The organism is Sporomusa sp. KB1 (assembly GCF_007830295.1).
Classification (GTDB): Bacteria; Bacillota; Negativicutes; order Sporomusales; family Sporomusaceae; genus Sporomusa.
Genome location: NZ_VLKC01000002.1, coordinates 3,818,628 through 3,837,704, shown reverse-complemented (window position 1 = coordinate 3,837,704; position 19,077 = coordinate 3,818,628). Strand labels below are relative to the sequence as shown.

Genomic DNA, 19,077 nt, shown 5'->3' with positions numbered 1-19,077 from the left:
TGGCTGCCTATAGGTAAGCAAACAGCCATTTACAAGCTAATGTCCCTGCAATAAACAAAGTTGTCACCACATACATAATTTGAATCGTGTTCTCAATATGTATTGGCTCAAGCTCACACTTTGCCTCACCCATGTAAGAGCGCAATGAGGCCACTCCGCCATAATAATTAAGCCCACCCAGTCTAATCCCTAATGCCCCGGCCACACCAGCTTCAGAATAACCGCTGTTGGGGCTGGGATGCTTAGCCGCATCGCGCTTGATGGCCTGAAAAGCGCCACTCGCATCCTGTTGGAGCAAAGCTGCCGCCAAAATAATCAGTAACCCGGTAATTCTCGCGGGAATATAGTTAAACACATCATCAACCCGGGCAGCAACCATGCCGAAATCCAGGTATTTCTCGTTTTTATAGCCAACCATAGAGTCCATGGTATTAACCGCACGATACAAAAAAGCCAACGGTACACCGCCGATTGCAGCATAAAAAAGCGGTGAGATAATGCCATCTACAATATTCTCCGCCACTGTCTCAACAGTGGCCCGGGTCACTTCGCCAGTATTCAGCCCGGCGGTATCCCGCCCGACAATCCAGCCCACCTTATAGCGGGCCTGCTCCATATTGCCGCTACTCAGAAAGCCTGCTATCTCCCGTCCGGCTTCAGCCAAACTCCTTGTTGATATCGTAAAAGATAGCAGCACTGCACCGCCAATATAACCAGCCCAGGAATGAATCGAACTTAAAGCTGCCATAACCAGCCACACTACGCCATATACTACTGCCAGCACACTAATAACCAAGACTGCACCGGCCAGCTTTTTATAAGCCGGTGAATGAGTGACCTGCAAAAGCCGTCGTGCCAACCAGGCAATAAAATTGCCGATAATAACTACCGGATGAAGTGATGTCCGCGGATCGCCAACCAAGCAATCAAGGATGACTGCTCCGACTATTACATACTCTGTCATAGCTATCTACCATTATTTTCGTTCATAATCCGGTAGACGAGATCCATATCCATACTCTGCCGGACAACGTCAGCCAACCGGTTATAGGCAGCATCTTTAAGCGCCTGCGTATCCTTGATTACTCCTAACGGCGCTAACCCCTTACGCACTCTCAGCGCATCCAGCACCGCCCGCCGATAGGTGTCATTGTCAAAAATCCCGTGGATATAGGTACCCATAACCAAACCATCGGCAGAAATAGCGCCGTCAGCCAACTGTACTGGCTTATCTGACCGGGTGGCAATAGTAAAAGCAGCATCTACCGGGGATAAAAACTGGGTACGACCCATATGAATCTCATAACCGGCCAAGTTGTGACCGCTATAATTAATCCCTAAAAACTTATGGTTACACGCCGCCGCCTTAACTTGATGGGTTACTTTATTGGCTTCGAAAATAGTAATACTGTCGATAAGACCTAAGCCCATAACTTTGTCCAGGTCTGACTCTGTATGTTCAGGGTCTTGTACCTCCCGCCCCAACATCTGATAACCACCGCAGATGCCCACAAGCGGCGTACCACTTTTGACCAGCTTGATAAGCTCCTGCTCATAGCCATTGTGGCGAAGATACAATAAATCCTCCGTGGTATTTTTGCTGCCTGGCAGGATAATCAGATCTGGTTTGCCAATAGCTTCCCCCTGGCGCACATATCTCACCTGGACATCACTTTCATTAGCTAAGGCATCAAAATCAGTAAAGTTGGATATCTTCGGCAAACGCAATACGGCGATATCAAGCTCACCGACTTTCTCCGGCTGCTCTTTATCCTCCAGTGATACAGAATCTTCATCATCAATCCCCAGCCTGTCAAGATGCGGCACAACGCCAATAACCGGCTTACCTGTCTTATCTTCAAGAAAATCCAATGCTGGTTTCAGTAATGTAATATCGCCCCGGAATTTATTAATAATCAGCCCTTTGACCAACGCACGTTCATCCGGGTCCAGCAGTTCCAGTGTCCCGACAATGGAAGCTAAGGCTCCGCCTCGATCAATATCGGCAATGAGTAGCACTGGTGCACCAGCCAGTTTAGCAACCCGCATATTAACAATATCATTGTCTTTAAGGTTAACTTCCGCCGGACTGCCAGCGCCTTCAATGACAATGGTATCAAAGTCTTTGTGCAGCTTTTGGATACACTCGGTCACTACCCCTAAAGCCTTCAGACTATAGCCGGCATGATATTCCTTTGCTGACATGTTACCCACAGGCCTCCCCATAACAATGACCTGTGAGCAGGAATTACCGGTAGGTTTTAATAATACCGGGTTCATTTCGACAGTCGGGTCCAGTCCGGCTGCTTCGGCCTGAGCCACTTGTGCCCGGCCCATTTCGCCGCCGGTTTTGGTAACATAAGAGTTAAGTGCCATATTTTGTGCTTTAAATGGGGTTACCTTCTGACCATCCTGTTTAAAAATCCGGCATAACGCCGTAGTTAAAATGCTTTTGCCAACATGGGAGCTTGTTCCCTGCAGCATAATTGCTTTAGCCATTAAGTTCACCCTCCTTCAGACTAACGGCTATTTTTTTTAGTTCAACAGCCAAACCACTTACTACCAAATATACTTCATCCGCATTAGCCGCTACCATTTGATTGACAAGCCCCGCCACATCACGATATTCGCGAGCCAACGCATTATCTGGCACAATTCCTAAGCCAACTTCGTTAGAAACAAAGATCACATCACAATTTCCCTGTTTAGCACTTGCCAGTAATTTTTCAATGCTGCCAAGCACAGCTTGCCGGCGTTCTTCCCTGTCACTTGGTGCCTTAGGTGCTAAGAGTAGGTTGCTGGTATAGAGTGTCAGACAATCAAATAATACAATATCTGCACTCAAAGCTGCTTTTGCCATGGCCTCATCGGCATTATAAGGAGCTTCAAAAGTCAGCCAGTTGGCGGGGCGGCGGCTTTGATGAATACTCACCCGTTCTTTCATTTCCTCATCATAGATTTGAGCAGTAGCAATGTAGGCTACCCTCCGTCCACCGCGAGCGGCAACCTGTTCAGCAAATGTGCTTTTGCCACTGCGGGCACCGCCGGTAACCAAAACAATTTTACCTGCCATCGTAGCTACATCTCCTGTCCTGCTAGGTGTCTGTACTGAGCGCACCGTGTGACAAACTGCTCAGCAGCTTGTCTATTGCCCGCAAAATGCATATGCAGATAAGAGGCTAACACATTTCCTGCCGCATAGCCGCCCTGATAAACAGCACCTGTCCGCATTTTTTTAAATGCAAAGGCCCATGGAAACTCTCCACTGCTTACCTCCGGTACCATCCGGGAAAAATGAAATTCATGCCCCCGCAGACTTTCCCCAGTCGTACACAGTACATTGTTGGTTAAGGCCTTAGCTTCCACATAGCCTACGGTTTCCAGTTTAGACTGCATCTGGCATACTGCCGGAATAACGCCAGCCATATCATATGTCTGGCCATCAAAATCGGTAATTTGCCGTGCCAGATACATCAGTCCGCCACACTCGGCATATATCGGCATACCGGCCTTAGCAGCCTGCAGTATATCCTGCCGCATGCCAATATTGGCTGATAATTCCCTGACAAACATTTCTGGAAAACCACCGCCTAATATAATACCGTCAACCGTAGGCAATTGTTTATCAGTAAGCGGGCTGAAAGGAATAATCTCCGCACCAAACTCAGTTAAAACTTCCAGACTTGATGGATAGTAAAAAGTGAAAACATCATCCTGGGCTACGCCAATACGGATTGTCTGATTATGCTTGCCCTTCGCTGGTGCACTATGCTTTGGCAGGGGCCCGGCAGTTTTAGCCACAGTCACCAGCTTATCTAAGGCCACCTGCTCTGCCACTTGCTGTCCTATTTTATCTACCACAGCTACCGCATCCTGCTCAGTAACTGGTGTTAAACCAAGGTGGCGTTCCGGCATACTAAGCTCATTGTTGCGGAAAACTGTACCAATAACCGGAATCCCCAGTCTATCCATTGCCTCACATACCATCAATTTATGACTTTCTGAGCCAAGTCTGTTAATAATGACCCCAGCGAAATTCACTTCTGAATCATACAGTTTAAAGCCGAGCGCAATGGCCGCAGCACTCTCGCCCATTGATTTAGCATCAATTACCAGCACTACCGGCGCTTTTAGCAATTTCGCCACAGTTGCCGTGCTGCTAACACCAGCGCGCCCGCCATCATACAGCCCCATAACACCCTCAATAATGGCAATATCGTTTTGGGCCGCCGTACTGGTAAATATATCTGCCAATAATTCTGGCGGCACCAGCCATGAATCAAGATTATGCGCACTTTTACCACTGGCTAAGCGATGGAAACCCGGATCAATATAATCAGGGCCCACCTTATAGGACTGGACTTTGAAGCCACGCTTGGCTAACGCCGCGAGCATCCCGGTTACGATGGTTGTTTTACCAACACCACTATTAACGCCAGCAATCACAACTCTTGGAATATTCAATTGGTCCATGCGCACCCCTCCTACGGCAGATTAAAGATTTACTAATACCCAGTCTATATACAACGTGTTAAAAATTTTTGCAGGCGGGTGGTGTGTTGGCAGAAGCAAAAGTCAAACGCCAGTGGTGGAGCGTTGTCAATACACCACCCGCCTGCGCCTGTAAACTTGTTTAATGGATTGCTTATCGTTTAGCGGCCTAACATATACATGACTGCATTGACAGAGGCTGCCGCGATCGGACTGCCACCCTTATTGCCCAGCACAGTAATATAAGGCACAGGTGCAGTCGTATGCAGCAATTCCTTCGATTCAGCGGCACCAACAAAACCAACAGGCACACCAATAATAAGTGCCGGTTTAATACTACCTTCTTTAATCATTGTCAGTACTTCAAACAGCGCGGTTGGTGCATTGCCAATAGCCACGATGGCACCATTAAGCTGCGTACCAAATTTACGCATCGCCGCCATCGAGCGGGTAATACCGGCTGCCTTAGCTTCCTTAGCCACTGTCTCATCTGCCACCAAACAAAACGCCTGGCCGCCAAATTCGGCCAACCGTCGTTTATTAATACCTGTGCGCACCATTTCAACATCACAAAAAATATTACAGCCGGCCTTAAGTGCAGCAATACCTGCGGCTATGGCCTCCGGATGCACTTTTATTATATTCGCATAATCCGGGTCGCCGGCAGCATGAATGATTCGCGAATATACCTTGGTTGTCTGTTCATCTAAATGAAAATCAGCCAAATAGGGCGCAATAATTTCCATACTGCGCGTCTCAATAGCCATCGGATCTTTTATGTACGGCATAGGTGCTACCTCCCTAGTAAATTAACGTTACCTGTTGTCATTCCATATTCTTTACCATATTCATTACTTGTTCTTGTGTCTGGCACAAATTTCTATAGTTGATATCCGGTCTGCCAATTACAATAATTGGTAGGTTTAATTCAATGGCTGCCGCTATTTTAGTATCTGCGCCACCGATTGTCCCGCTATTTTTAGTTATAATGACTTCAGTATCATATTCCTTAAATAGTGCAGCATTAAGCTGCTGAGAAAACGGCCCTTTGATGGCCACAATGTCACCTGGACTAAAACCTAAGTCAACACACTCTTGCACAACGTCAGGCTGGGGAAGCACACGCGCAATCAGGCGGCACTTCGCCAATAACGGTTCGGTTTTAAACATTTTGAGCGTGCGGCTGCCGGTAGTTAAGAATATCACCTTGCCCAGACTGGCAGCCAGCTTGGCAGCATGAGCAGCATCACTGGCAGCATATAATCGTTCATACTCAGGCACACAAACTTCGGCACGTTCATACCGTATATATTCAATACCTGCAAGCTCACAGGCCTGCATAGCATTCATCGAACCATTGACAGCATAAGGATGACTGGCATCAACGAAAACCGTAATGTTTTGGCCGGCAATTAAATTCTGCATACCTTCTATTGTCAATTGCCCGGTGTGAACACGAATACCCGGTAATTCAGCTAAACTTCGCCCATACTCGCTAATTACCGCTGCCAGCACCTGATGTCCGGCTGCTGCTAAATGCACAGCCAATTCCCGGCCATCCAGCGTTCCAGCCAGCACTAAAATCATAGACGATAGCCTCGCGGTGTCACCATTTTCCCATCAGCTACATAAGTCTGGCTATTGCCAATGATGACCAGCGAAAACATATCAATATGTTCATTCGTAAACTGTTCCAAGGTTGAGATCTTCATGTCCTCTTTTGTACGGCTGGCGTGATGAACAATACCGACAGGAGTTTCCGGACCCCGGTGCTTCAGTGCAATTTCGCGCACTGTTTCAATTTGACTTGTCCGCCGGATACTTTTCGGATTATAAATCGCAATAACAAAATCACCGGCAACGGCCATCTCAACTCTCTTTTGAATAACCTCCCAGGGAGTCAATAGATCGCTCAAACTAATAATGGCAAAATCATGCATTAACGGCGCACCCAAAATGGAAGCCGCCGCCCCAACAGCGCTAATACCAGGAACAACACTAACCTCAGGCTGAACAGTCTCCGGATATTTGGCAACAAGTTCAAGAACCAGGCCAGCCATACCGTAGATACCTGGATCACCACTAGAAATAACAGCAACCTGCTTTCCTTCCATCGCCTGTTCTACCGCTGCCTGGCAACGATCAATTTCCTGCATCATACCTGTGCCGATAATGGTTTTTCCGGGCAATAAATCTTCTATCAACTTCAAATAAGTATCATACCCGACAATAACTTCAGCACATTCAATAGCTTGCCTGGCGCGCGGTGTCATATCAATCTGACTGCCAGGCCCTATTCCCACCACCGATAGTTTACCTGCGTGATAGCCACAGTCACTTTTGGATACTTTGTTTTCGGCAAAATCAGGTTGTTGCTTTTCCCCGCTAGAATTGCTGCTGGTTCGCATACATTTCCCACTCCTATCTTTTCTTTAACAAAATTTGATAACGACAAGTCATATTGTTCGATACACGCTTGCAATTGTTCGTTGGTAAAAAACTTAATCGGCACCGCCAGTTGCTGTGCAGCTGCTAGTAAACCGGTTTCGTCTTCCTTAACCACTGTACTCCCAATTATAGCCACACTTTTAGTGCTGCGCTCAACAGTCAAACAAGCCTGACTGATGGCTGCTAAAATTTCAGCACTGGTCGTGCCGCGCCGGCAGCCAAGGCCTATGGCTAAACTACCGGGACGCAAATACAGGTGCGGTTTGGAAATACTAAGTTTCCTGTCGGTAATTACTACAGCTGCGTCATATTTCTCGCTAAGAGCTAATTCACTACTATCAGCCAGCACGACCCCCTGTTTTGCCGCCAAACAAGTATAGTGCTCCTGTCCGGCCAGCTCACTATCCAGGAAGAACGTTACTTTGTCACCATTAACAATGGCCGCGTTAATTGTCTTTAGAGAATTAAATGGTTCTATCGCCAGGTTAAGTTTGACGGCAAGTACATCGGCAGCCGGTAATTTCGCAACATCTGTAGCTGTCGTAATTACAGGCGTGGCTCCGGCAGCACTCCCCACCCGCAACGCCAGTTCATTGGCACCGCCAATATGGCCTGACAGCAGGCTAATCGCAAAATTACCGCCATCATCCATAACCACTACTGCCGGGTCAACCCGTTTATCTCTAACATAGGGTGCAATCACTCTCACAACAATACCTGTTGCCATAATGAAAAGTAAACCATCATAATTTGAAAATAGTTCACCAACCAAATCACGTAAACAACCGTAGGTATGAGGTTCATTGCACGGATTTCGCCCAACCTTTGCATATATATCAACTTCAGACCCTATAAGCGGCGCTATCTTGCCGGCTAATTCAGCACCTTTATTAGTTACTGAAATGACTGCTACTTTCACAGCCTACTTGGCCTCCCTGAACATATGTCCAAATTCGGGAGCGTAGAGTCTGGATAAAGCATAATCTGTGCTCAAAACCTTGCCGACAACAATCATGGCTGTACGGTCAATACTATTTTCTTTGGCAAGCTGAGCAACTGTCGCCAAGGTAGCACGAAAAATTTTCTGATCAGGCCAGGACGCCTTTTGCACAATAGCTACCGGCGTTTCCTTTGTATATCCACCGTCGATTAGTTCTTTTACCACATTGTCCAGCATATGCACACTCAAAAAGATGCACATGGTTGCCTCATGACTGGCCAATTTAACCAGCTTTTCTTTTTCAGGCACAGGCGTACGCCCTTCCAACCGGGTAATAATCACCGTCTGAGACACATCCGGTAAGGTATATTCCTGTTTTAAAGCAGCTGCAGTAGCCAAAAAAGAGCTAACTCCCGGGATAACCTCAAAAGTAATATCTTTGACTGCCAGCTTATCCATTTGTTCCTGGATAGCACCATAAATGCTGGGATCTCCTGTATGCAGTCTGACTACCAGCTTGTTTTCTTTAACCCCCTGTTCCATAACAGCAATAACCTCATCCAAGGTCATAGAGGCGCTGTTATAGATGGCAGCACCATTTTTAGCCAGCGACAGCAGCGCTGGATTGACTAATGAACCAGCATAAATAATGATATCAGCCTGTCCCAAAAGCCGCTGGCCTTTTACAGTGATTAATTCAGGGTCGCCCGGACCTGCTCCAACGAAAAAAACGTTCATGTTTATTTCTCCCTTCTTCTTAGGCTGTTACAACCCAGCCGAACCTATTTACTGCCCACGATTATGTATATCGGATTAAGTGCCTTGAACATATTACTGGTACCTACTGATTGAATTCGGGTTACCTGCACCGAGCAGGCATCGACGTTGTATTCCTTTTTCTCTCGCATAATATGAAGTGCAGTAGAGAGCGTTTCCACTGTAACTGCTGTTACAACCAGCCGTCCGCCCGGTTTAAGCAATTTGTCGGCACAAGCCAGTATATCTGGCAGCTTTCCACCACTGCCACCAATTAAAATAACATCAGCAGCCGGCAATCCAGCTAATGCCTCCGGGGCTGCTCCCAGTATAGGCTCAACATTTTCCGCTTTAAATTTAGCGGCATTAGCCTTGATTAAGTCAAAACCTTCTCCTTCACGCTCAATGGCAAATACCTTGCCATGTTTGGCTAACAAAGCAGCTTCTATTGACAGCGAGCCGGTACCTGCACCAATATCAATGACAGTATCATTAGCGCCAATATTAGCCTTTGCTAAGGTTAATATCCTAATCTCCTGCTTAGTCATCGGAATATTGCCCCGAATAAACTGGCTGTCTGGAATCCCTAGTCCCTGTGTCATGCCTTCACCACCATTACACTATGTTCAAATCCAGGAATTGACCGTGTCTCAGCCAACGTCACGGCAACTACTTCCTCGTTATCATAGGACAGGTTGGTGCATAGCCACACACAAGCAGTCGCCGGCCAGCCGTGAGCTAACAAAATATCAGCAATAGCTGCAGGATTATGCTGAGTATCTGTCAATATCCCCACCTTATATCCAGGACGGTAGCATAATACATCGTCAGCAGCCCTACGGCCATGCATACTGATTAAAGCCGCATCCTGCCAAACCTCGGCCACTCGCGCAAAAGCAAGCTGCACTGAACTAATTCCCGGAATAACAGTAAGGCGCTTAGCGGCAAAACGCTTTCTCAGCGCAGTCAACATACTGTAAAACCCTGGATCACCTGATACCATGACAACTACATCCTGACTGGCAAGCTGCTGTTCAATAAAATCAAGCACACCGGTAATATTTTTATCAATCACCCTGGTAACCTGATTAATCGTCGCAAATGTATCCAGCGCCCGTTGACTACCGACCAAAATAGCAGCCGCGGCAATTGTCCGACTGGCTATTGGCAACAAATAATCAGGCGAACCGGGACCAATGCCCACAACAATTATTCGATAGGTACATTCCATCCTAAATGGCCTCCAATTTCCCGGGCCGTCTGATCAAGCCCCAATATCTCTCCCTTTAAAGTTACAATAACTGTTCCCACTGTTAAATCACCAAACACATACCGCATGGCTCTGCAGCTGGCCCGTTCAGCCAATAAATTATATACCCTGTTCATATTATAGCGGGCAATAATCGGCATAGCTGCTTCAGTTGTAGTCGAAGACAATACCTCTTCAACGGCTGCCTGCGGCGCGCCACTAACGGCCATATAGGCAGCTATTGTTTCCATCCTGGCATCAGCCATTCGATTATGCGTATGGAATATTCCTGCTGATACCTTACTGATTTTTCCCAGATGGCCAAATAAAAGCACCCGTCGCATTTCATACTTCACGGCATTTTCCAACATATGTCCGATAAAATTGCTTGTTTGCACAACTGTTTCAGCTGGTAAACCATAGCGATTAACGGCAATATCCTGTCCAATCTTTCCGGGGGCAAATACGATCTCATCATATCCCAGGGCCCGCACCACACTAATTTGGGGTACTAGCGAATTTTTAAAGGCTTCTTCAGACATGGGTTCAACAATCCCGGTAGTACCAATAATGGATAACCCGCCCACAATTCCTAATATTGGATTAAGCGTTCTAGCGGCTAGTGCCTCCCCATTGGGAATTGAAATAGTAACTACCGCTCCCCTACCTGGCGGCAAACAATCGTTAACCGCCTTAGTAATCATGGTACGCGGTCCAGGGTTTACAGCCGGCTCTCCTACCGGCATAGCCAGACCCGGTTTTGTCACCGTCCCGACGCCCTCACCGGCCTTGATAACAATTCCTGGCTGATCGGTTATACTTACTTCTGCTACAATTTTAACCCCATTCGTAATATCCGGATCATCGCCGGCATCCTTAAATACCCAGCCGATACCGCCATTAGCAAGCCCATGACTGGCAGCTACCGGCGCTGTCAGCGTTATGCCCTGCGGTGAAATTACCTCAACGACTGCAACCTGCTGACCTTGCCAGGCCATTACTGCCGCCTTGGCTGCTGCGGCTGCACAAGTCCCGGTAGTTATTCCTTTGCGCATTGGTGTTGGTATATCAGACAATAGAAAAACCCCCTTAGCAGGGGGTATAACACCAAACAATACATGCATTTTGCCTGATTATTGTACCCACACCTGCCTATCTTCCGTAGGTCCTAGCGGCGTGTGTTAGAACAGGCAGGTCTCCTGACTCTGGTTCATCGCCGCCCTAAGCCTTCCCGGTTTCCCAGTGGCATATTTAGGAGGCATCCCCATTACAGTGGCGGGACCGTGTCGGTATTACACCGAACTTCCCTATTAAGCACAAAGCACCCATTCCCTTACACTATCAAGTTATGTTAGTGGTATTATTCCATATAATTGGCCTTTTTCCTGCTAGTAAGACAATAATTATCAAAATTAAATAATTTAATTTTTAATTGTCTTCTCGGGTGATTTTTCAACTTAGCACTTTTTCTTTAACCAATGATATGTCCGTATCAGGCCATCAGCAAGCGGCATAACAGGCTTCCAGCCAAGACTGGTCACAGCAGCCTTGTTAGATAGCATGGAATGATAGATATCGCCATTTCTTGCCGGCAAGTACTTCATTTTCGCGGGCTTAGCAGCCGCTTGGAATAATAGTGCAGCAAGGTCATTGACATTCGTCTGTGTCTGTGTACTGACATTATATACTCGGTTTATCGCTGACAGCGGCGCAGTAAGCACTTGGCAATTTGCCTCAGCCACATCACCAACATAAATGAAGTCCCTGGTTTGACCACCATCACCAAAGATACCGATAGTCTGATCTGCTGCTATTTTGCGGGTAAAGATACTCACTACCCCGCCTTCGCCGCCATCTCCCTGGCGTTCTCCATACACATTGGCATACCTGAGAGCAACATAATCAATATGGTATATCTGGCTGTATAACGCCAGATACTTCTCCTTGGTACACTTGGTAAGGCCATAAAAGGACCCTGGTTTAAGCTCCGTCTCTTCAACAATAGGAAGACTGGCAGCATCTCCATATACGGCCGCGCTGGAGGCAACAGCCACTCGCTTGACGCCTGTTTTACGACAAGCTTCCATTACGTTCACCAAACCGAGCAAATTGACCTGACAGTCAATATCAGGATGATCAATCGAATAGGGTACCGACGTCTGCGCAGCAAGATGCAAAACACAATCAAATTTTTCCTGAGAAAATAGCTCTACCAACGTATTATCTAATACATCCATTTCTACAAGCCTGGCTCTGGCATTAACATTGGCTCGTAATCCAGTGCTTAAATTATCAATTATGACAACTTCCCAGCCTCGTTCAATCATTTTATCAACCGAATGCGAGCCGATAAAACCGGCGCCGCCAGTTACTAATACCCTCATAGCAATCACCCTTTACTGTTATTCATCCTGGCAAATGACACGAGTTTAATATTCTCTTGTTCCAAACGCTGAGCAACCCGGCAGCTAGTAATTGCATTCAGTTCCTGTTGCCAATGGTATTGCCAATTAAATACGCTATTGAGAGCAACTTCATCTAAGCCAGGATGAACCATAACTTCTGTTATGCCCTCAGACAGGTTATCAATAATAGTAAGTAGCAGCTTTTCCTCCATACTCCCGCCCGCTAGCATTCCATAGAAATGATCTGGTGCCGCTAAACCAGCCTGCCGGGCCTTGAAACGAGCCAGACTAGCCAAAATACTAAGACCAGAGCGGCCAATTATCCTGCCTGCTCCCGGTTTAAAACCGCCTAAAAACACCAGTGATTCAGCCGGTATCCGGATAGCCTTGATAGTAAATTCTTTGGCAATACTTAGCACAATATCAAGAATCCCTGGCACCACATGCATGTGCTGATGGCTGTCAAGATGAGTAATCGTAATGCCAGCTGACACTATTCTTTTAACCTGTGCCGTCAGTTCACGGCGCACATCGTCAAGGCGAATACCTGCCAAACAAAATTTTTTCAAAAATGCCGGATAACTGGCACACAACATCCCTTCACTGTCAACTAAGGAAGGAATAGACCCCGGATCAGTTACTGACATTCCACCTACAAGTGTAAGATGAGCACCAATCCCCAATTGCGGATGGTCAGCAGCTAAAGCTACTGCATGGTTAAATGCAGGTCCACCGGCCATAATCGAAGTACTTGTAATACAGCCTTGGGTATGCCCTTCGATAATGCCAAGATTAATATTTTCATGTAAACCAAAATCATCTGCATTCACAATTAACTGTTTCATATTTTAACCTCATCTGGGATTTTACTATTGGAATTGCTATTGGGCAAAAAATCCCTGGTATGACTTGATATGTGTTTTCTGATACTAATATTGGTCACATGGCCAAATAAAAATTCAGGGAGGTAATCACTTTATGGAACAATCCAAACAAAGCAAACAAGCAGCAAGCAAAAGCGAATATGGTACCTTGACTGCCAAGATGGATGCAAATAACGATTACTCCAGCAAAGCCTCAGGAATGTCCGGAACTTCCGGAACATCCGGCATGTCCGGAACTTCCGCTACTTCCGCTACTTCCGGCATGTCCGGAACTTCCGCTACTTCCGGAACTTCCGCTACTTCTAGCACAGCTTCGGCTACCTCTGCAGATATGAATAAATTAAGCCAACTGGCTAAACAATCGCAAACAAGCAGCAGCACTACCTCAGCGAACAATTCGAAAAGCGCTATGGCCAACCAAACCTTAACTGCCAAATATGACGCAAATGGTGACTATTCCGCTGAATAGTCACAAAACCCAAATGCGGCGCCGGACTAGCCTACTTTAGTCCGGCGCCGCTTTATCTTAGTACGCGAGTCAAGACTCCCGCCTCTACAGGCGGCGTTAATTCAGGTGGAGTAGACTCTCCACCTGAATCCCAATGTTTCAGCTATGCTGAAACGAGTTCACTAGCTTTCTACACACTCAATATGCGCGGCATAGGCGCTATGGTTATGAATAGATTCATAGTTTTCACATTCAATTTCAAACCACTCAATGCCATCAATCTTACGCAACGTTAAGACTAAGTCCCTGAGTACATCTTCAACAAATTTAGGATTTTCATAGGCCTTTTCAGTAACATATTTTTCATCCCCGCGCTTTAACAACGGATATACCTGACAGCTTCCTTGTTCTTCCATCATTTCTGCCAAATCTTCAATCCAGATAAACTTTCCCGGCTGTTGTTTAATCTTCGCCTTCATAATCCCCCGCTGGTTATGCGCTCCATATTGCGATATTTCCTTGCTACAGGGACATAGTGAGGTAAATGGTACCGTAATACCAAACATCAAGTCCAAATGCTCGCCACGCACTAAGTTACCTGAAAATACACAATCATAATCAAGCATGCTTTTAAAACCACTCACTGGTGCCATTTTTTCGATAAAATATTTAAAATTAATATCAATATGCGCTCTTTTGGCCTGCAAACGGTCAATTGTGTCTGTCAACATATACTCAATTTCCCGGTAGGACACAGGTTTTTGACTCCAATCGCTAAGGATTTCAATAAACCGGCTCATGTGTGTCCCTTTGAACTCTTGCGGCAAATCAACGGTAAGCTTAATTTTGGCTAAAACACTTTGAAATGAACCGCTTTTAGTTTTTATTAAAAACGGCAGATGCACATCACTGACTCCAACTTTTTGAATTGCAATACCACGTTCGTCACAACTATTTTGGACATCTTTAATAGTGCTATTCGTACTACGTCCCTGGGTAGTTTGCCTCATAATTGTTCACTCCTAGTATGATACAAAATAGGATCAATCCGGCCTGCCTCAGCATAGCTAGGAAATATAATCCCCTTATCGCATTAATTTTAGTTAGGCTCTGGCGACTTTCACAATTCGCAACATTTTATTACATTCTAAATCAATATATTCCTTATCCTCAGTAACTACTATTGGCCGTGATGCCATAAATTGTCCCAAATAAATTACTTCCGCTTGGCGGCCATCATTTAGTTCAACAATATTGCCGATAAAATAATCACGAACATTATTTAAAAAAATTGCACCAATCTCAGGATCAAGCTTTTGAAACATTTCCTCAACAATCATTTCGACTACAGAAAATGGCGAGATTTTACGATGATAAACGCGATCCGATGTCATAGCATCATATATGTCGGCAACCGCAATAATTCGCGCATATCGATGAATTTGATCGCCATTAACGGCAAGAGGATAGCCACTGCCATCAAACCGTTCATGATGCTGGAGAATTCCATGAATTACGCCGTTTGGAATTCCCTGCTTCGTGGACAGAAGTTTATATCCCCGGGTTGTATGAAGCTGCATAATCTCCATCTCGTCAGCCGTAAGCTTGCCTGGTTTATTTAATATTTCAAGTGGGATTTGGGTTTTACCGATATCATGAAGCAAGCCGGCTAGTATCAAATCCTTCCATTCTGTACCTGTATAACCAAGCCACTTACCCAATACTCCGCAAATAATGGCTACATTAACAGAGTGGTGAAAGGTGTAATCGTCCTGTCGGCGTACCAAATTTATGTGATTAATTACACCAGACGAATTAATCAACGGTTCAATCGCATTACTGGCCAACTCCTTCATGGCATTCAGCGGAACCTCTTGAAAAAAGCGTGTTTTTGCAAAGGCTTCCTTCACAACACTGACAGTATTTTCATAATCTGCATAGAACTTTTTCTGGACAACAGTTTCAGGAATAAAAAAATCAATACCTGGCTCCAAAGGCAATGCTTCCTTAATAAATACTGTGGTAATATTCCAAAATTCCAAGCCTTGCAGCATACTGTCGGTGAGAATTGTACCTTCACTTAAAATAACCTTGTCCTCTGGGGTTAGTACCATCCGTCCAATTTCCATGCCAGGTTTTGCCTCACTCAGCGAATATGGTTTGACACAATACCTTACCGCCACGCTTCTTCCCTCCCCTGCGAACCATTTATGTAATTATGAAAGTTACAATATTAACAATTATAGTTTTACATATTTTCAGTTTTTCCTGCTAACAAATTGGCAAATTCCTTTATATCTGCTTAAAAGTCTTAAACTACAGCCTATAAACCTGGCTTAATTCATCTTTTCATACTTAAATACCTTTAACAAACTGACATGGCTTCTTTTAATGCCAGCTGCTGGATTACCTTAAGCGGTATTCCCGTCTTCTCCGCAATTTTTCGACAGTCCTCGTATTCAGGCGCAACATTGCATATTTTGCCCTGATAAGAACTGACTTTTACCTGGACATCCCCCCAGGGTAATCCGATAACAATAAATTCACGGTCAGCCATCGTTCTTGCTACCGGATAAAAGCGCATACCAATAGATGTTGTTTCCTGCAGGATTATTTCTGCGACCTTATTTTGACAATTGGGAGCAACCAGTACCGATAATTTGGTTGCAGGCCGATTCTTTTTCATAATAATGGGGGTTAGCCAGACATCCAAGGCGCCAACGGCAAATAATCTATCCATTATATACCCATAGATTTCGGGAGTTTGATCGTCAATATTGGTCTCAATTACTAAAAATTGTTCATCTTTTGGATTTTCATCCTGCCTATTTTCGCCCGTGGCTGTTACCTCTCCTAAGTAGAGGCGCAAAACATTAGGAATAGCAATATTCCAGGTACCGGCACCATACCCAATCTTGCTGCTAATAAAACCAGCCGGCATGCTGCCAAAACCAGTACCAAGTGTCGCTAAGACAGCAGCTCCAGTCGGCGTTACCAGTTCCTTCTCAATATCACCCGGATAATAAGGAATGCCATGCAACAGTTCGGCAGTAGCCGGTGCAGGAACTGGAATAAGCCCGTGACAGCACGTAACGAAACCACTGCCAACACGAAGCCGCGAGGCATATATATGTTCAATGTGGAGATAATCAAGAGCCCACGCAATGCCAACAATATCAACAATGGAATCTACTGCGCCAACCTCATGAAAATGAATTTCATCAAGCGGCATCCCATGGACTTTGGCTTCAGCCTGAGCCAAACGAGTAAATATAGCTTTACTGCTTTCCTTTACAGCAGGTTTGAGAGTGGACTGTTCAATAATAGCAATTATATCAGCTAAATTACGATGTTCTTGTACCGCTTCATCAACCTGAACATCCAGATAAAAGGCGTTAATACCACCTTTATCAACCCTTGACAAGTTCAACTGATACCCTGTTACTGCCAGTTTGGCCAGTTCAGCCCGCAATAATTCTACTGGTGCACCGGCATCAAGCAACGCTCCAAGCAGCATATTACCACTAATACCGGCAAAACAGTCAAGATAAATGGCATTACATTTTATATCCATAGTATGGTACTCACCTCATGTGGTTAATCATGCTGGCCATCCGGCCTGCACCAAAACCATTATCAATATTAACAACAGCCACTCCGGCTGCACAGCTATTAAGCATACTTAACAAAGCCGCCAGGCCGCCGAAACTTGCACCATAACCAATACTTGTCGGCACAGCAATAACCGGTTTGGCCGCCAAACCACCGATAACACTTGCCAGCGCACCTTCCATGCCGGCTACCACCACAAGTACATTGGCTTGTTCAATCAACTGGTGCTGATCAAGCAACCGGTGAATACCCGCCACTCCAACATCATACACCCTTTTCACTTCATTGCCCATCATTTCAGCAGTAATGGCAGCTTCCTCAGCTACCGGAATATCGCTGGTTCCGGCACTCAGAACCAAAATAAACCGTTCCTTATCTACTGGCGGTTTCTGCCGTTCAACAGTAATAAGCCGTGCCAATTCATGATACTGAGCATCAGTCACGACTTGCTTTACCGCATCATACATCTGTTTAGTAGCCCTTGTCGCCAAAATACTGTGATTATACCCAGCCAGCCTTTCCATAATAACTTGTACCTGCTCCACTGTTTTCCCCTGACAAAAAACAACCTCCGCAAACCCTTGGCGCAACAGTCGATGATGATCCAGCTTAGCAAATTCCAAATCTTCATAAGGCAGTATTTTTAGCTTGTCCAGAGCTTCGTCAAGTGTCAGATCGCCTGCTTTAAACTCCTTAAACAGGTGACTCACATAATCTATATCCATTTTTACACCTCAAAACCTTCCTTTTTGCATAATAGCATCTCTGAGCCCTAATGGCAATAAAGCCCCCTCGTTCTTCCTTTTTAAAGTACTCGCTGTTATATAATAGCATAAAGACATAATGTCCTCTACGGGCATTATGTCTTTATAAGTATTCCATAGCAATAGTAAAAATCCTGTTTTTCACAAACTTTTTTCTAATTCTGCAATTTGGGAACAGGCTGAGATCGTTCCAAAAGTTCTTCCAGGCTCTCAATAATTTTTAACTGAGTTTCTTCCATTAGTAGAATCCCCTGATTTAGCAGAATTATTTGCGGATGAAACCTAGCCTGCATCTCCCGAACAGCCATCTCCAGATGGCTAATGGCAAGTTCCATTTGTTCAGCAGCAACTAAAACTTGACTATCCAGCAATCGCTCCAATAAAATATAATGGTAGATTTGTACCAACTGCGCAGCTTGGCTGTAGCCTTCACTGTTGTAGTGATAATGAGCAAATTCAAAAAAATTGGCAACAAACTTGGTGAATTCCTGATTATTAGCCAACGTCAAATCAGTAGCGGCGGCATATATTAGCTTGCTTAGTTCATGAATATAACTATTTTGCAGTCTCATCAATGCCAGTAGATTATTCACGGCTTCTGTCCGGTTAAACAATATCATCCCCCCTAAGGCGGCGCATCTCACACATTACAATGTATACTATTCAGTTTCCAAATATTATGTCACTATCAAACAGTAAAGCCGCCGCAGAGTTTTAAAAACTCTTTGTTAGGAGGATATTAGCCCTTACTACCGAATAGTTGTAGCAAAATAGTAAAGGAGGCCCCTTTGATGGCAACGCTTACAATAACTGACAAGGCTCTTGAATATATTAAGTCCCACGGCAAACCGGTATATCTTGAACTATTTCAGGTTATTAGCTGCTGCATCGATATCCGTGAAAGCCCGTCTGTACGCCTCGGACAGCCACATGACCCTCACAATTACAGTTGCGAAGAAATTCAGGGAATTATGGTTTATATCCCGCATGAACTGCCTGCAATACCGCTGACCATTACGCTTAGTAATTTTTTGGGATTCAAAAAGCTTGTTATTGAAGGCTGGTCATTAGCATAATAGG

21 protein-coding genes and 1 riboswitch are annotated in these 19,077 nt (G+C 45.3%); of the genes, 2 read left to right on the top strand and 19 right to left on the bottom strand.

From position 1 onward, the window contains the following. Window positions 1-7: 7 nt before the first annotated feature. The 14 genes from cbiB to SALPA_RS21465 all read right to left on the bottom strand — a co-directional run bounded on the left by cbiB (window position 8) and on the right by SALPA_RS21465 (window position 13,134). Window positions 8-964, bottom strand: a complete 957-nt coding sequence (gene cbiB, locus SALPA_RS21530; RefSeq protein ID WP_145098786.1) for an adenosylcobinamide-phosphate synthase CbiB — start codon at window positions 962-964, stop codon at window positions 8-10. Between the two features lie 2 nt (window positions 965-966). Continuing rightward, window positions 967-2,499 carry a cobyric acid synthase gene (locus SALPA_RS21525; RefSeq protein WP_145098783.1) on the bottom strand — a complete coding sequence of 511 codons (1,533 nt, stop codon included), beginning with the start codon at window positions 2,497-2,499 and terminating at the stop codon, window positions 967-969. After that, on the bottom strand, window positions 2,492-3,073 hold the full coding sequence (gene cobU, locus SALPA_RS21520; protein WP_145098780.1) for a bifunctional adenosylcobinamide kinase/adenosylcobinamide-phosphate guanylyltransferase: 582 nt from the start codon (window positions 3,071-3,073) through the stop codon (window positions 2,492-2,494). Before cobU ends, SALPA_RS21525 begins: the two co-directional genes overlap by 8 nt. Window positions 3,074-3,078: 5 nt before the next feature. Then, the gene (locus SALPA_RS21515) at window positions 3,079-4,473 is read right to left on the bottom strand and encodes a cobyrinate a,c-diamide synthase (RefSeq protein ID WP_145098777.1); all 1,395 of its coding nucleotides are present in this window, start codon (window positions 4,471-4,473) and stop codon (window positions 3,079-3,081) included. A gap of 179 nt (window positions 4,474-4,652) precedes the next feature. Then, window positions 4,653-5,279, bottom strand: a complete 627-nt coding sequence (locus SALPA_RS21510; RefSeq protein ID WP_145098774.1) for a precorrin-8X methylmutase — start codon at window positions 5,277-5,279, stop codon at window positions 4,653-4,655. Between the two features lie 37 nt (window positions 5,280-5,316). Beyond that, the gene (cobK, locus tag SALPA_RS21505) at window positions 5,317-6,078 is read right to left on the bottom strand and encodes a precorrin-6A reductase (protein ID WP_145098771.1); all 762 of its coding nucleotides are present in this window, start codon (window positions 6,076-6,078) and stop codon (window positions 5,317-5,319) included. Beyond that, window positions 6,075-6,764: a precorrin-3B C(17)-methyltransferase gene (gene cobJ / locus SALPA_RS21500; RefSeq protein ID WP_255451440.1), complete on the bottom strand. Its 690-nt coding sequence runs from the start codon at window positions 6,762-6,764 to the stop codon at window positions 6,075-6,077. The genes cobK and cobJ overlap by 4 nt, the downstream gene beginning before the upstream one ends. Before the next feature lie 20 nt (window positions 6,765-6,784). Then, window positions 6,785-7,858, bottom strand: a complete 1,074-nt coding sequence (locus tag SALPA_RS21495) for a cobalt-precorrin 5A hydrolase (protein ID WP_145098765.1) — start codon at window positions 7,856-7,858, stop codon at window positions 6,785-6,787. Window positions 7,859-7,861: 3 nt separating this feature from the next. Further along, window positions 7,862-8,617 (bottom strand): precorrin-4 C(11)-methyltransferase, encoded by a 756-nt coding sequence (cobM, locus tag SALPA_RS21490; RefSeq protein WP_145098763.1) that lies wholly within the window; start codon window positions 8,615-8,617, stop codon window positions 7,862-7,864. A 44-nt stretch (window positions 8,618-8,661) separates the two neighbouring features. Then, window positions 8,662-9,237, bottom strand: coding sequence for a precorrin-6Y C5,15-methyltransferase (decarboxylating) subunit CbiT (gene cbiT / locus SALPA_RS21485; protein ID WP_145098760.1), 576 nt, complete (start codon window positions 9,235-9,237; stop codon window positions 8,662-8,664). Further along, a complete protein-coding gene (cbiE, locus tag SALPA_RS21480) occupies window positions 9,234-9,866 on the bottom strand; it encodes a precorrin-6y C5,15-methyltransferase (decarboxylating) subunit CbiE (protein ID WP_145098757.1) in 633 nt (210 codons plus the stop codon). Before cbiE ends, cbiT begins: the two co-directional genes overlap by 4 nt. Beyond that, window positions 9,845-10,951 carry a cobalt-precorrin-5B (C(1))-methyltransferase CbiD gene (cbiD, locus tag SALPA_RS21475; RefSeq protein ID WP_145102169.1) on the bottom strand — a complete coding sequence of 369 codons (1,107 nt, stop codon included), beginning with the start codon at window positions 10,949-10,951 and terminating at the stop codon, window positions 9,845-9,847. The genes cbiE and cbiD overlap by 22 nt, the downstream gene beginning before the upstream one ends. A gap of 104 nt (window positions 10,952-11,055) precedes the next feature. Further along, window positions 11,056-11,228: riboswitch (cobalamin riboswitch) on the bottom strand. A 113-nt stretch (window positions 11,229-11,341) separates the two neighbouring features. Further along, a complete protein-coding gene (locus tag SALPA_RS21470; protein WP_145098754.1) occupies window positions 11,342-12,268 on the bottom strand; it encodes an NAD-dependent epimerase/dehydratase family protein in 927 nt (308 codons plus the stop codon). A 5-nt stretch (window positions 12,269-12,273) separates the two neighbouring features. Continuing rightward, window positions 12,274-13,134 carry a ChbG/HpnK family deacetylase gene (locus tag SALPA_RS21465; RefSeq protein ID WP_145098752.1) on the bottom strand — a complete coding sequence of 287 codons (861 nt, stop codon included), beginning with the start codon at window positions 13,132-13,134 and terminating at the stop codon, window positions 12,274-12,276. A 133-nt stretch (window positions 13,135-13,267) separates the two neighbouring features. Between SALPA_RS21465 and SALPA_RS21460 the strand changes: the two genes are divergently transcribed. Further along, window positions 13,268-13,642, top strand: coding sequence for a hypothetical protein (locus tag SALPA_RS21460; RefSeq protein WP_145098749.1), 375 nt, complete (start codon window positions 13,268-13,270; stop codon window positions 13,640-13,642). A gap of 161 nt (window positions 13,643-13,803) precedes the next feature. Here SALPA_RS21460 and folE2 read toward each other — a convergent pair whose 3' ends face one another. From folE2 to SALPA_RS21435, 5 genes are all read right to left on the bottom strand, one after another. Next, entirely contained in the window at window positions 13,804-14,592 is a 789-nt protein-coding gene (gene folE2, locus SALPA_RS21455) for a GTP cyclohydrolase FolE2 (RefSeq protein WP_145102167.1), read from the bottom strand. 132 nt (window positions 14,593-14,724) lie between these two features. Beyond that, complete coding sequence (locus SALPA_RS21450) at window positions 14,725-15,804, bottom strand: HD-GYP domain-containing protein (RefSeq protein ID WP_145098746.1); 1,080 nt, start codon at window positions 15,802-15,804, stop codon at window positions 14,725-14,727. Between the two features lie 182 nt (window positions 15,805-15,986). After that, complete coding sequence (gene larC / locus SALPA_RS21445; RefSeq protein ID WP_145098743.1) at window positions 15,987-17,195, bottom strand: nickel pincer cofactor biosynthesis protein LarC; 1,209 nt, start codon at window positions 17,193-17,195, stop codon at window positions 15,987-15,989. A 10-nt stretch (window positions 17,196-17,205) separates the two neighbouring features. Then, window positions 17,206-17,958 (bottom strand): nickel pincer cofactor biosynthesis protein LarB, encoded by a 753-nt coding sequence (gene larB / locus SALPA_RS21440; protein WP_145098741.1) that lies wholly within the window; start codon window positions 17,956-17,958, stop codon window positions 17,206-17,208. 194 nt (window positions 17,959-18,152) lie between these two features. Beyond that, on the bottom strand, window positions 18,153-18,611 hold the full coding sequence (locus SALPA_RS21435; protein ID WP_145098738.1) for a hypothetical protein: 459 nt from the start codon (window positions 18,609-18,611) through the stop codon (window positions 18,153-18,155). A 177-nt stretch (window positions 18,612-18,788) separates the two neighbouring features. On the opposite strand from SALPA_RS21435, the gene SALPA_RS21430 reads away from it, so the two are divergent. Further along, on the top strand, window positions 18,789-19,073 hold the full coding sequence (locus tag SALPA_RS21430) for a CC/Se motif family (seleno)protein (RefSeq protein ID WP_145098735.1): 285 nt from the start codon (window positions 18,789-18,791) through the stop codon (window positions 19,071-19,073). The last annotated feature ends 4 nt before the right edge of the window (window positions 19,074-19,077 follow it).

Bases quoted from the DNA above. Each gene is read 5' to 3' on its own strand.
- cbiB (WP_145098786.1), bottom strand. From the start codon at position 964: ATGACAGAGTATGTAATAGTCGGAGCAGTCATCCTTGATTGCTTGGTT.
- SALPA_RS21525 (WP_145098783.1), bottom strand. From the start codon at position 2,499: ATGGCTAAAGCAATTATGCTGCAGGGAACAAGCTCCCATGTTGGCAAA.
- cobU (WP_145098780.1), bottom strand. From the start codon at position 3,073: ATGGCAGGTAAAATTGTTTTGGTTACCGGCGGTGCCCGCAGTGGCAAA.
- SALPA_RS21515 (WP_145098777.1), bottom strand. From the start codon at position 4,473: ATGGACCAATTGAATATTCCAAGAGTTGTGATTGCTGGCGTTAATAGT.
- SALPA_RS21510 (WP_145098774.1), bottom strand. From the start codon at position 5,279: ATGCCGTACATAAAAGATCCGATGGCTATTGAGACGCGCAGTATGGAA.
- cobK (WP_145098771.1), bottom strand. From the start codon at position 6,078: ATGATTTTAGTGCTGGCTGGAACGCTGGATGGCCGGGAATTGGCTGTG.
- cobJ (WP_255451440.1), bottom strand. From the start codon at position 6,764: ATGACACCGCGCGCCAGGCAAGCTATTGAATGTGCTGAAGTTATTGTC.
- cobM (WP_145098763.1), bottom strand. From the start codon at position 8,617: ATGAACGTTTTTTTCGTTGGAGCAGGTCCGGGCGACCCTGAATTAATC.
- cbiT (WP_145098760.1), bottom strand. From the start codon at position 9,237: ATGACACAGGGACTAGGGATTCCAGACAGCCAGTTTATTCGGGGCAAT.
- cbiE (WP_145098757.1), bottom strand. From the start codon at position 9,866: ATGGAATGTACCTATCGAATAATTGTTGTGGGCATTGGTCCCGGTTCG.
- SALPA_RS21470 (WP_145098754.1), bottom strand. From the start codon at position 12,268: ATGAGGGTATTAGTAACTGGCGGCGCCGGTTTTATCGGCTCGCATTCG.
- SALPA_RS21465 (WP_145098752.1), bottom strand. From the start codon at position 13,134: ATGAAACAGTTAATTGTGAATGCAGATGATTTTGGTTTACATGAAAAT.
- SALPA_RS21460 (WP_145098749.1), top strand. From the start codon at position 13,268: ATGGAACAATCCAAACAAAGCAAACAAGCAGCAAGCAAAAGCGAATAT.
- larC (WP_145098743.1), bottom strand. From the start codon at position 17,195: ATGGATATAAAATGTAATGCCATTTATCTTGACTGTTTTGCCGGTATT.
- larB (WP_145098741.1), bottom strand. From the start codon at position 17,958: ATGGATATAGATTATGTGAGTCACCTGTTTAAGGAGTTTAAAGCAGGC.
- SALPA_RS21430 (WP_145098735.1), top strand. From the start codon at position 18,789: ATGGCAACGCTTACAATAACTGACAAGGCTCTTGAATATATTAAGTCC.